Annotated in this window: 10 protein-coding genes and 2 pseudogenes; 5 read left to right on the plus strand and 7 right to left on the minus strand. The window is 44.3% G+C overall.

The features are described from left to right. From EWV60_RS13895 to cax, 4 genes and pseudogenes are all read left to right on the plus strand, one after another. A pseudogene (locus EWV60_RS13895) lies at positions 1 to 203 on the plus strand (hypothetical protein); the annotation flags it as partial. Between the two features lie 112 nt (positions 204 to 315). Then, complete coding sequence (locus EWV60_RS13900; RefSeq protein ID WP_287232846.1) at positions 316 to 1,800, plus strand: site-2 protease family protein; 1,485 nt, start codon at positions 316 to 318, stop codon at positions 1,798 to 1,800. Between the two features lie 157 nt (positions 1,801 to 1,957). Continuing rightward, positions 1,958 to 2,590, plus strand: coding sequence for a YdcF family protein (locus EWV60_RS13905; protein WP_002776722.1), 633 nt, complete (start codon positions 1,958 to 1,960; stop codon positions 2,588 to 2,590). Between the two features lie 27 nt (positions 2,591 to 2,617). Then, a complete protein-coding gene (gene cax, locus EWV60_RS13910; RefSeq protein ID WP_130758206.1) occupies positions 2,618 to 3,706 on the plus strand; it encodes a calcium/proton exchanger in 1,089 nt (362 codons plus the stop codon). 2 nt (positions 3,707 to 3,708) lie between these two features. On the opposite strand, the gene rsmG is transcribed toward cax, so the two are convergent. From rsmG to EWV60_RS13925, 3 genes and pseudogenes are all read right to left on the minus strand, one after another. Further along, the gene (gene rsmG / locus EWV60_RS13915; RefSeq protein ID WP_287232849.1) at positions 3,709 to 4,386 is read right to left on the minus strand and encodes a 16S rRNA (guanine(527)-N(7))-methyltransferase RsmG; all 678 of its coding nucleotides are present in this window, start codon (positions 4,384 to 4,386) and stop codon (positions 3,709 to 3,711) included. A gap of 35 nt (positions 4,387 to 4,421) precedes the next feature. Beyond that, positions 4,422 to 5,390 (minus strand): cysteine synthase A, encoded by a 969-nt coding sequence (locus EWV60_RS13920; protein WP_287232851.1) that lies wholly within the window; start codon positions 5,388 to 5,390, stop codon positions 4,422 to 4,424. Between the two features lie 6 nt (positions 5,391 to 5,396). After that, positions 5,397 to 5,615 (minus strand): annotated as a pseudogene (locus EWV60_RS13925) (PhoH family protein); the annotation flags it as partial. 165 nt (positions 5,616 to 5,780) lie between these two features. On the opposite strand from EWV60_RS13925, the gene EWV60_RS13930 reads away from it, so the two are divergent. Next, positions 5,781 to 6,701, plus strand: a complete 921-nt coding sequence (locus EWV60_RS13930; RefSeq protein ID WP_287232853.1) for a hypothetical protein — start codon at positions 5,781 to 5,783, stop codon at positions 6,699 to 6,701. A gap of 272 nt (positions 6,702 to 6,973) precedes the next feature. On the opposite strand, the gene EWV60_RS13935 is transcribed toward EWV60_RS13930, so the two are convergent. The 4 genes from EWV60_RS13935 to EWV60_RS13950 all read right to left on the minus strand — a co-directional run bounded on the left by EWV60_RS13935 (position 6,974) and on the right by EWV60_RS13950 (position 12,715). Continuing rightward, on the minus strand, positions 6,974 to 7,771 hold the full coding sequence (locus EWV60_RS13935; protein ID WP_287232856.1) for a formylglycine-generating enzyme family protein: 798 nt from the start codon (positions 7,769 to 7,771) through the stop codon (positions 6,974 to 6,976). 492 nt (positions 7,772 to 8,263) lie between these two features. Next, positions 8,264 to 8,515 (minus strand): UPF0175 family protein, encoded by a 252-nt coding sequence (locus EWV60_RS13940; protein ID WP_002769612.1) that lies wholly within the window; start codon positions 8,513 to 8,515, stop codon positions 8,264 to 8,266. Between the two features lie 349 nt (positions 8,516 to 8,864). Beyond that, positions 8,865 to 11,753 (minus strand): formylglycine-generating enzyme family protein, encoded by a 2,889-nt coding sequence (locus tag EWV60_RS13945; protein WP_287232858.1) that lies wholly within the window; start codon positions 11,751 to 11,753, stop codon positions 8,865 to 8,867. Then, positions 11,750 to 12,715: an AAA family ATPase gene (locus EWV60_RS13950; protein WP_287232860.1), complete on the minus strand. Its 966-nt coding sequence runs from the start codon at positions 12,713 to 12,715 to the stop codon at positions 11,750 to 11,752. The genes EWV60_RS13945 and EWV60_RS13950 overlap by 4 nt, the downstream gene beginning before the upstream one ends. Positions 12,716 to 12,718: the final 3 nt, after the last annotated feature.

Genomic DNA, 12,718 nt, shown 5'->3' on the forward strand with positions numbered 1-12,718 from the left:
GACGTAAATATGGTGGCTCTACCACAAGACATGGGTTCCGTAAAGGAGATTTAGTTTCTTCTCCCAAAGGAATTGGTTATGTTAGTGGAGATACCGAAAAACAGCTATCTGTAAGCGATACCAATGGTCAACGATTGGGACAGATAGCTATTAGCAAGATTCAGTTAATTCGTCGTTCTAACGGTTTAATTGTTTCTCACTAACTTGTATAAAGCCGCCCTCCGCTATCGCTAAAGGGCGGGGTTTCAGACCCAGTTTTTCGATGACCAGGCCGGCTGAAATTAGCCGCTTTTTATTCAAGAGAAAAGAGCCGATATGGAAATGTGGTTGTTATTAGGGATTCTTGGTGGTTTCACTTATTTTATGGTCAAGCGTAGCGTGGCCAAAATCACGACAACACCAGTTTGGTTAATTTGGTTAGTCCTGATGACTCCGGCTCTAATTTGGACCGGCTGGACGTTAATCTATGGACAGGATACCCCCATGCCGGCATTTTTGCTGATCGGCCCCTTTGTGATCTGCCCTTTTTTGTACTGGTGGTTAGTACAGAGAGGCCGGGTTACTCCCCAAGAAAGCTCCCCATCACCGCTAGAAAAAGCGAATTTAGTCCTAGAAAATATTGATAATCCTGCACCTAAAAATGATTTAAAACCGATCACTGCTGAAGAGGAAAAATCCCTACGAGATTGTTTTCCTTGGGGTGTTTATTATCTGCAAAATATCGATTATCGTCCCCAAGCAATTCTCTGTCGGGGCAAATTGCGAGCAGTTCCCGAAGAAGCTTATCAAGTGATTAAAAACAATGTGGAAAAGGTTTTTGGTGATCGCTTTTTATTGCTTTTCCAAGAAAGTTTTCAGGGACAACCTTTTTTCGCTCTTGTGGCTAATCCCTGGCAGCAAAAAACAGAAACTATAGAAACTGAAAAAGTTACTCGCCCCTTTCTTGCCCTGGGTTTATTGTTATTAACTATCTTAACCACCACAGTGGTCGGTGCGGGATTAAGTGGCATTACCGCCCAACAATTAGAAAATAATCCTAGTTTATTATTGCAAGGGTTACCCTACAGTTTGGGCTTAATTGCTATTTTAGGACTGCACGAATTCAGTCATTATTTTACAGCAGTTAAATATAAAATTAAAACTACTTTGCCCTATTTTATCCCCATTCCTTTCTTCCTCGGCACCTTCGGGGCTTTTATTCAAATGCGATCCCCTGTACCCACCCGCAAAGCTTTATTTGATGTGGCGGTGGCTGGTCCTTTGGGGGGTATAATTATCGCTATTCCTCTACTATTTTGGGGATTGTCCCTCTCGGAAATAGTTCCCCTAACTAATCAAAGCAGTTTATTAAATTTTCAGGCCTTAAATCCGCAGTTTTCTTTTTTCTTGTCTATCGTAGCTAAACTAGCTCTCGGCAGTAATTTAATCGCAGGAAAAGCCATCCATTTACATCCTTTAGCGGTAGCTGGTTATGTGGGAATTATCGTTACGGCCTTGAATTTAATGCCCGTTGGTCAATTGGATGGTGGTCATATTGTTCACGCCATGTATGGGCAGAAAACCGCCATAATTATCGGTCAATTAACTCGATTATTCATGTTTATTTTAGCCCTAGTGCAGCCAGATTTTTTACTCTGGGCGATTATTCTTTTATTAATGCCAGTCAGCGATCAACCTGCTTTAAATGATGTCACCGAATTGGATAATAAACGAGATTTATTAGGTTTATTTTCCCTGGCTTTGTTATTAAGTATTTTGCTACCCCTTCCCGAAGCGGTGGCCCGTTGGTGGGGTATGTAAGCGACCGCATCAATCAACCTGAGTTCTGGGAAAATTATCGGTCAGTTAGGGAATAAAATCCCCATCTCCTACGTCAATGTGAGTTCGATGATCCTCACCCTCGATCACTTTAATCCACAAAGCTGAAGGTTGACAACCGCTCACCGATCACTGTTATATGGTTCTCAAGGCTAATTCTCAGAGAAAAAAGCGAGTTTCTCCGCAAGGGAAGTTAGGCAAATTTAGGTTAAAATTGCTGGCTATTCCGCTAATTTTGGCGGGTTTAGGCTGGTTGTACCTCGATTTACGTCAGCAGTGGCTAAAACCGGAAGCGATTTTTGTTTTGGGAGGTCATGCCGATCGAGAACGTTTTGCGGCAAAATTAGCTAAGGAATATCCCGATCTACCGATTTGGGTATCTTCCGGTAGTCCGCGACGATATGTGCAAAAGATTTTTAAAAAAGCGGGAATTCCCCCAGAACGTCTCCATCTCGATTATAATGCGCGAGATACTGTCACTAACTTTACTAGCCTAGCCGATCAACTGAAAGCCCAAGGTATTGATAGCGTCTATCTAGTCACTTCTGATAATCACATGAGAAGGGCGCGATTAGTGGGAGAAATTATTTTTGGTAGTCGCGGAATCGTGATTAAACCGGTGACTGTTCCCTCCCAATCACCCCCCGAACCCCTAGAAAAGTCCCTCAGAGACGGTTTTAGGGCAATATTATGGATAATAACCGGTTCTACCGGGGAATTTTGGCTAGAATCCGATTCTAGTCCCCCTCAGTTCCCAACCCAATCAAAATAAAATTATCTTGACAAAATTAACCACTTTATGTTAAGCAAAAACACCATTTTCGCCATCTTATTAATTTTTGTGCCGCTATCGATCGCCGGTTCCCTGTTACACTGGGGCGGAACGGTAGTTTTTATCACCGCTTGTCTAGCCATTATCCCCCTAGCGGCCTACATGGGGGAAGCCACGGAAGCGATTGCGGTGGTGGTTGGGCCAAATATTGGCGGTTTGATGAATGCCACCTTTGGCAATGCCACAGAATTAATTCTCGCCTATGTCGCTTTGCGGGAAGGTTTTATCGATGTGGTAAAAGCGACGATTACTGGCTCAATTATCGGTAATTTACTCTTAGTTATGGGATTATCGATGTTTTTAGGCGGTTTACGCTTCAAAGAACAGGAATTTCAACCGATAACCGCTCGTTTAAATGCTTCAGCTATGAATTTAGCGGTGGTGGCGCTCCTTTTACCCACTGCCGTGCAATTTACCTCCACGGGAGTCGGGGAAATAGTCCTACAGCGTCTATCCGTGGCCGTGGCAGCGGTGTTAATTTTCGTCTATGGTTTAAGTCTCTTATTTTCCATGAAAACCCACACCTATCTCTATGATGTCGGGGTTGCTGGTATTGAGGAGGAAAGCACTGGAGAAAGCACCGCAAGGCCGAAAATCTGGTTTTGGTCTTTGATTTTATTGATCGTTACTATCGCCGTGGCCGTAGAATCGGAGTTATTGGTGGCATCCCTAGAGGAGGCTACGGAACAGCTAGGTTTAACGGCGCTGTTTACCGGGGTGATTCTTTTGCCTATTATCGGTAATGCGGCCGAACACGCTACGGCTGTCACCGTCGCCCTTAAGAATAAAATGGATCTATCGGTATCTGTGGCTGTCGGTTCCAGTATGCAGATCGCCCTGTTTGTGGCTCCGGTTTTGGTTATCATGGGTTATATTATCGGTCAGCCCATGGATCTAAATTTTAATCCCTTTGAGTTGGTGGCAGTGGCTGTGGCGGTGTGGTTAGCTAATTCGATTAGTAGTGATGGGCGATCGAATTGGTTAGAAGGAATGTTACTCTTAGCTACCTATGCTATCCTGGCCTTGGCTTTCTTTTTCCATCCTCTCACCGCTTAGAGTTATCCCTTGCAGATATATAGACAATGACGGACGCTTTGGCTTAAGGGAGTGGTAAAACTGGCAATTTCGAGGATTTTACCGCCAGCTTTCCCTAGATTCTCCTCTAAACTCAAACTATCCTCCGACGACCACTGACCACGATAGAGAATAGCGATTCCGGTCTTTTTCAGGAAAGGCAAAGCATAGTTAACACAGATATCCACATTACCTACCGCTCGCAAACAGACGATGTCGTAAGCACAGTTATGTTTAAGGTTTTTCCCGACGATTTCCGCCCGACCTAAACGAGTTTTCGTGTTATTTAACTCTAATTTGTCAATAACTTCTTCAAGAAAATTAATCTTTTTTTGGGTGGAATCTAAGAGAGTCACCGACCAATGGGAATATGCGATCGCAATTGGCAGCCCCGGAAACCCGGCCCCGGTCCCCAAATCAATGACTGACAGGGATTTTGTCAATAGATCCGGCTGGGATTTTTCTAACCAAGCTAAACCCGATAAAGAATCCCAAAGATGTTTTTCCCAAAACTCCTCTGGTTGGGTAATTCGGGTGAGATTAAAACGTTGATTACCCTCTAAAATCAACTCATAAAGTTGTTGAAATCGCGCTTGTCTGGCTCCATCGGGTTGCCATTCTAGGGTTTCTTGCCAAAGGTCAAATAATTCAGGAAGGATCATTAATTCAGTTATCAGTTATCAGTTATCAGTACAATTTAAGCCAATCCTTTCTCAGCCAACCATTGAGGATTATATAAACGAGATTGATAACGGGCCCCACCATCACAAAGAACAGTAACTATGGTGTGGCCTGGTCCCATTTGTTTAGCTAAAGCCACGGCAGCAGCCACATTAATACCCACAGAACCCCCCATAAATAAACCATCTTTTTGTAATAGTTGATAAACAACTTTAATGGCAGTGGGATCATCAATTTGAATGGCATCATCTATGGGTGCGCCTTCCATATTAGCGGTAATACGACTATTACCAATCCCTTCGGTAATTGAACTACCTTCCAGGGTAATTGTCCCGGTTTTCACATAACTATATAAACCGCTACCCATCGGATCCGCCACCACACAACGCACCTGGGGATTTTGGTCTTTTAAAAACATCGCCACCCCCGCGTAGGTTCCCCCAGTTCCCGTGGCAGCCACCCAAGCATCAATTTTACCGTCGGTTTGTTCCCAGATTTCCCGGCCGGTGGTTTCGTAGTGAGCGCGACGATTAGCCAGATTATCGAATTGATTGGCCCAGATAGCATTTTCCATCTCACTGGCCAATCTCCCCGATAATTTAACGTAATTATTGGCATCTCGGTAGGGAACGGCGGGAACAGTACGCACTTCCGCGCCAAGGGTTCTCAATAGGTCGATTTTCTCTTGGGATTGGGTATCGGGAATGATAATCAGGCATTTATAACCTTTAGCATTGCAGATATGGGCCAAACCGATGCCAGTATTGCCGGCGGTTCCTTCGACAACGGTTCCCCCCGGTTGGAGAGTACCGGCTTTTTCCGCTTCTTGAATAATATATAAAGCGGCCCGATCCTTGACCGAACCACCGGGGTTAAGAAATTCGGCCTTACCGAGAATCTCGCAGCCGGTTTCCTCGCTAAAACTATTGAGACGAATTAGGGGAGTATTACCCACCGCATCGACGAAACCATGTTTAATATCCATAATCTGTTATTTTTCGTGCTGTTCGTAGGCTGAGACGATTTTTTGTACTAAGGGATGACGCACCACATCGGCCCGCGATAGGTAAGAAAAAGCGATCCCTTCTACTGATTTTAGGATTTTTTGAGCGGCAATTAACCCCGATTCTTGTTGTTGCGGTGAATCGGTTTGGGTGACATCTCCAGTTACTACCATGCGCGAACCGAATCCCAAGGGAGTTAAGACCATCAATGCGATCGCCCTTTCTTAACCGGGGAATTGAATCGTTGGCCAAATTCTACCACTTTAGCAAAATTGTTGTCTTTGCTGAAAATATTGATTAAATTGGAAGTTTTTAGCTGTTATTAGTTACTTAACCTAATATAGTGGTGGCATTCTGTAAGGAGTCCCACCGTGACTAACAATTCCATCGAGCCTTTGAATATTGGCAATACGATTAATACTGCCTTCCGTCTTTATCGTGATCGCTTCCCAACTTATGTATTCTTTGCTGTCCGCGCCTGTTTGTGGTCGCTTCTTCCCTTAGTTTTGCAATTAATTCTCAGTCAATTACTTTATCAAACAATTACCCCCGAACAAGGCAGCGATATCGGTTTACGTTTATTTCTTTTCCCAGTACAAATTTTCTCGGCCGCTAAGTATCTTTTCAATAGTGCGGTTATCTCACGATTAGCTTTTCAAGACATCATTTATCAGCCGGAAACTGCCGGACAAGCGGAAAAAAAAGTTAAGCCGAAAATGTGGCGCTTGTGGTGGATGCAGGTTTTGATCGGTTTGTTGGGAGCGGCAATAATCTTGCCGATAACGCTGTCTCTGGTGCTAGTCAGTTTTATCCCCATCCTTGGTGTATTGCTTATTTTACCAGCTTTTTTCTGTCTTCCTTTTTTCTTCCTTTGGTTATCTGCTCGCATTTGCATTGCCGAATTGCCCTTAGTAATTGAAGATAATTTAGGCAGTTGGCAAGCAATCAAGAGAGGTTGGCATTTAACTAAAAACTCGGCTTGGAGAATTGTGGGAGTGATATTTATTGCCAGTTTATTAATTATTCCAGTTTATATTCTGTCATGGGCTTTGGCTTCAATTCCCTTTTGGGTCAATTTTTCCTCTTTTTATAGTAGTTTGGAATCGGTAGAGGACTGGCAAACGCTCACGGAAAATCCTCTTTTTTTCCAACAAATGGCGATGTTTTACTATGGTCTGATTACTGTTTTTGTACTTCTGAATATTTTATTAGTTCCTTTTTGGCAATCTCTCAAAAGTGTGATCTATAATCATCTTTTAGACCAGAAAAAAAATGATGGGGGAGAATACTAATAACTGAGCAGCTGTTGATGTAAGCTAAGACGCATTTAAACCGCTTATTCTTAAGATTAGTTGAACTTCCCCCAATCCCTTTACTGTTGCCTCTTGTCTCGTCTCAACAAGCAATTTATCCTAAATCCGTTGAGTAACCCACAGAAAAAGGGTTTCTCCGAGAAACCCTTTTTCTACTCATGATAATTCTCTCAATCCTTTTATAGTACACATATAGTACATCTGCTCAAAAAAATCGAAAAAGGGTAAAAAGGGAAAAAAGAGAAAAAGGGTTACAAAGTCCTCCCGAATACGCAGACTACCCGAAAACCGAGACCGTAGTAGCGGTCGTCGCGGCGGATGACGCTGATGCGAATCGCGGAACGGCAGTAAGGATTGTTGCCCCAGGAACCGCCCCGCAGAGCTTTATATGCCTGATTTTGCTGATTTTTGCTCTTTTTTATCTCCTTATAATTTTCGCGCCAATCATCTTGACACCACTCCCAGACATTTCCGTGCATATCATATAAACCAAAGTCGTTGGCGTAGAATTGCCCAACAGGGGTGGTTTTTTGGAGATTGTTATTATAGTTGGCTAAATCTGGGGTAAGAATTTCCCCAAAGTGATAGGGGGGGTAGGTTTCTCCTTTGTCGAGATTTAAGGGTTTGGTTTGCGCTCGACAAGCGTACTCCCACTCAGCTTCCGTTGGTAGCCTATATTTTCTTTTACTTAATTTAGAGAGCCTTTGGCAAAATTCTACGGCATCTAACCAAGATACATTTTCAACGGGGTTTGTGCTGCCTTTAAAATGCGATGGCTCTGGGTTTAAATCTTGCTCTACTTTTAAATCTTTTCTTTGGGCAATATATAACCATTGAGCTTGGGTAATGGGGTAGATACCCATCAAGAAGTTTTTCAGGGTGACGTTGTGTTGGGGCTTTTCACTTTTATTACTACTTTCTTGTTCTGAAGAACCCATTGTAAAGGTTCCCGATGGTATTTTGACTAATTCTATGTCTAGGTCATCGGTGAGTTTTTCTCTATAGATTAAAAGACGTTTTTGGGTCTTTTGGATGATTATTGTAGGCATAAGTAGGGTTTGCTGAATAAATATGAAATATAGACGAGGTAAGGGTTTTAGTGTTCTGTATCGGCCCGCGTCCTGTAGGGGCGAAGCATTCGGGCATAACCTATCGGTGAAACCGTAGATTTTCTATCCGAATGCTTCGCCCGTACTTTTTCAGCAAGCCCTAAGTAAGTAATTATAATTAAATTAAAAATTGATTTTAGGTTTGATCCCCCCTACCCCCCTTGATAAGGGGGGTTTGATCCCCCCTGCCCCCCTTGATAAGGGGGGTGCCGATAGGCGGGGGGATCTGAAAGTTTTTAATACCTACCGACTTAGTTATGAAAATGGAAGAAACTCTTGATGGGAAAAATATTAAAATAGGGCGAGAGAATCGGGAATTTCTATTGCTAAAGCTAATACTTCTCTTTCTCCTTTTCCTAAATCAGTGACAGGGAATCAGTCAAGTAAGTTAGTCTGATAGAGGTATTGAATCGGTGATGTATCGGCATGACGTTAGGCATTAGCCAGATCCTCGATTAATTCTGCTTCCTTGAGTCGGAAGGTATCAACTCCATAGTCTGCAAGTTTAGAGAGAAAAACAACTCGCGGAATACCTGCTAAGTTAGCAGCAGTGCCAGAGGAAAGTTTTCCCAATTCATAAAGTTTAATGGCAGCAAGAAGAGAGATTTCCTGTCCTAGTTGTTCTGGGGTGAGATGTAAAGCGAGAGCGGTTTCATCGGGTAGGGAAAGAGTGATTTGGTACATGATGAATCCTAGTATTTTTCTTAATTAAAGGGCAGATCCCCCCGCCTATCGGCACCCCCCTTAATAAGGGGGGCAGGGGCAGGGGGGATCAAACCCCCCTTATCAAGGGGGGATCAAGGGGGGATCAAAACCCCCTTATCAAGGGGGGATCAAGGGGGGATCAAACCCCCCTTATCAAGGGGGGATTAAGGGGGGATCAAACCCCCCTTATCAAGGGGGGTAGGGGGGATCAAAACCCGTCTTCAATTTAATTATAACCAGCTACTGATCAGCCAACCTCATATAGTACATTTGTTCAAAAAAATCGAAAAAGAGAAAAAGGGTAAAAAGGAAAAAAAGAGAAAAAGGGCTACAAAGTCCTCCCAGCACCGCACACCACCCGAAAACCGTCGTAGTAGCTGAAGTCGTCGCGGCGGTAGCTGTAGCTGCGGTAAGCAGAACGGCAGAAAAATGGAGTGTCGTACCAAGAACCGCCCCGCAAAGCTTTATATGCCTGATTTTGCTGTTTTTTGCTCTTTTCTTGCCGAGGACTATCATCATTAGGTGCGCCTTGATAATTTTCTTGGAAGTCATCCTGACACCACTCCCAGACATTTCCGTGCATATCATACAAACCAAAACCATTGGGGGGAAATTGCCCCACGGGGGTGGTTCTCGCACGATATTCTCCTGCTGGTTCCCTAGCAAAGCGTTGCGTACCATTGTAGTTAGCTAAATTTGAGGTGAGGGTTGCTCCGAAGTGGAAGGGGGTGGTGGTTCCAGCACGACAAGCATACTCCCATTCCGCCTCACTGGGCAGCCGATACTGTTTCTTGGTCATTTTAGAGAGCCTTTGGCAAAATTCTACGGCATCTAACCAAGATACATTTTCAACGGGGTTTGTGCTGCCTTTAAAATATGATGGCTCTGGTTTTAAATCTCGCTCTACTTTTAAATCTTCTCTTTGGGCAATATATAACCATTGAGCTTGGGTAATCGGAGTTTGACTTAGGTAAAAAGGGGCGATTTTTACTAAATGTCTGGGGGATTCTCGTTGGAACCAATTCACCCTGTATTTTTCCTCTAGCCGCGCTATTTCCTCCGCTTCGGTTCCCATCCAAAACTCCCCCGAAGGAATATAGAGCATTTTTAAGCTGGGGGGATTTTCTTCAAAGTAAAAGGCTCTCACGGGTTCTTTAGCGGTAATTTGTCCCGTCTCATCCACAAAGACGGTTTCAGACTTGAACAGGGTTAGGTTAAATTTCTCGGTGATGATTTCTTCTTCTGTGTTATCCAAGACTTCCCTAAACTGGACTGGCATTGTCTCGGCGGTTATTTCTTCGCTTGCCAAAATTTTAAGCTGCTCAGGGGTTAAACGAAGACGCTGATACAGTTCCCCATCTTCTACGCTGAAATCCTTAAGTCTATGCTTGAGCAGTTGAAACAATATTTCCTCTCCTCGCGTAAGCTCTTTTACCTTAGCTATGGTTACGGTTTTATATTTCCTCAGCCACTTTTCCTCAACCGGTGGGGGTGGAGGTGAGTCAACCATAGATTGCAGCTTTTGGCTAATTTCTTGGTACTTTGCTTCCCCTAGCTTTTGGAAAACCTTAGCAGATACCTTGGCAAAGGCGCGAACTAGATTAGCTGCTTCTTTGCCGAGGAGAACTTGGGGATTGGTAAGAATAAGACCAAAAAAGGTGGTGGTACTCAGGTTAAGTTTTTGGGCGATGTATTCCGAGAGGACAAAAATTACCTCTAAGGCGCGGCTATTCCCTAGTTCAGTGAGCAGAAGCTCTCTGTCCTCATCATCAAATTCAAAATCTAGGCTGTTGGGGGGAGTATGAAAGTTAAATTTACCTCCTTTGTCCCACTTCACTGGTTCCCCTCCTAGATAGACTTTGAGAAAACCGCTAAGGATGACTTCTGCTATGTTTAGGGGGTTAGAGGCGCTTAAAAGTTTGCTTTGGATAAGACGGATGATGGGAAGATTTACCGGGGCTGCGGCTAATTTTTTCAGTAATTCCCAAGCTAGAGGTGAGGCGGTACTAGCGAATAGTTCTAGAGCTTGCTTCCCAGACATCTCCGGAGAAATAGTTGCGGGTATTTCTCTGTTTTGGGGGGATTTTTCTAGTAGTACCCCCGCACAGGTGGCGTTGCTGTCACCACTGACAACGAGCGCCCAAGCTTTTAAGGATGAAGGGGTTAGGGAGATGGTGGGTAGGGGAAAGTAGGTTTTTTGGATTGTTTCTCTGAGAATATGTTGATTTTCCTCTTCCTTCTCAATTTGTAGCAGCAGGGGGATAGAGGTAAATCTCCAGTTTTGTGAAGGTTTTCGGGGGGTTTGGTTGACTAGGGAGACGAACCAACCTCGACTAAGGGCGGTTCTTTCCCACATTGCTTCCGGGAAGGGAGAAAGCAGGGTGACGATTTGGTGTTTTCCCCAGTCCTGAAGAGCTTGGTTATAGCGTCCTTGATACCAGTCTGGGGAAGTACAATCACTGTAGAAGAGGATAAGTCTTTCGCCGCGAGGATGGATGAGATCTTTTGGGTGAATTGAGCAAGTATCGTTAGAGTAGGTACGGATGGCTAAATTTTGCCTGTCTTCGTCCCATCCGATGCGGTAGAGTTTGACATCCCGAAAGGCCCCGATTTGTTCTAGCCAATCGCGGATTTCCCCGGCCATTTCTTTCCAAAAGACCATGGAGGCCCATTCTTCAATCAGTAAAACTACCTCTAGGGAACGGACTTTTTTGGCTTGGTAAACGGGTATTAGAGCTAAACTGCCATCTTTCTTGCCGATGCTATACTCGGCCGATTTCTGTACGGTGCTGTTTAGGTTTATTTGTCTTTGGGTGGCTGAGTCTATCTTTTGGATGAGGGGACGCACTGCCCGCCCTAATTTTAGGGTTTCTCGCCAGAATTTGGCACTGGGGATGCTAATGGGTAGGGTGTCTGCGCCTATCTTCTCAGGCTGTTTTTGTGCTTCTGTCTCGCGTATTAAGGGAACTTCATCCGATGGGGCTGCTGGCTCTTGGGTTTCGTTTTTACTCTCCTGGGGGGGGTTTTTAGCGGTCGGGGTTTCTTCCTTTTCTTCCCTAGGCTCTGTAGGGGTTTGGGGTTTTCCTTCCTCTTCTTGGGTGAGAACATACCACCATAAACTATCAGCTATCTGGTAACTGTCTAGGTCCCATCCCCTGCCCTTGACAAAGGTGATAAATTTATCAATCAGTTCTGGTGTGGGAAGGGTTTGGGTCATGTATTGCCTGTGTCGGTGAGATAGGTAAATAGTAGGTCGATAAGGGACTTTAATTCTGCACCCGTGGGTTTATCTTGGCCCATGCTCATAAAGACGGCGTTTAAAAGCTGGTCTGTTGCTAGTTGCCCTTTTTCTCGTTTTTTAACATATTCTGCGATCGCTGCTTCTATTTTTTTACTTTCTGGACTGGCCTCTTTATAATCAAAATGGCTTTTTACTATCTTTTTTAGTTCCTCTGGGGTGGGGTCGGGAATTTCTAAGAGCAGACATCTACGTTTAAAGGGTAGGGGAAAATCCCTCTCGTCGTTGCTCGTCATAATCACTATGGGGAACTGAGACTTTTGGCAGCTTACCTTTCCTTGGGGGATGGATTCCCATTCACCGTCATGGGTTTGTACTGGTATTGGTTGGTTTTCGGTATCTTTAGCGAGTCGGGAAAGTTCGGTGATTTCAAATTTTCCCTCTTCAAAAAGGTTTAAGAGGTCGTTGGGTAAGTCGATGTCACTTTTATCTATCTCATCGATAAGCAGTACCCGGGGATAATTTCTCGGACAGAGGGCTGTCCCCAAGGGACCCAAGCGGATATACTGCCCTATGTCTTTTTTTTCTTCTAATTGGTAATCTTGCAAACGTGCGATCGCGTCGTAGTAGTATAATCCCTCTTGTAGGGTGGTGCGGGTATTAATTGGCCAGACTAATACTTCTCCTAAGTCTAATTCGTAGGCGATTGCGTAGGCTAGGGAGGTTTTCCCTGTACCCGGTTTCCCTGTGACTAAAATAGGCCGGCGTAGGTGAATGGCTGCGTTTACGGTTTCGATGGTTTTATCGTTAACTATGAGTTGTTTTCCCCGCTCCTCGGATTTGTTGGTGGCGAAGCTTCGCCAAGGTGGGATTTCTGGCCAGGGAATGTCATCCCTTGAGCGTTTTTGATGATTGCCTTGAAAGATTTTCCATGAACTCATAGT

Origin of the sequence: Microcystis sp. Msp_OC_L_20101000_S702 (assembly GCF_007095705.1) — a bacterium.
Taxonomy (GTDB): Bacteria; Cyanobacteriota; Cyanobacteriia; order Cyanobacteriales; family Microcystaceae; genus Microcystis; species Microcystis ichthyoblabe_A.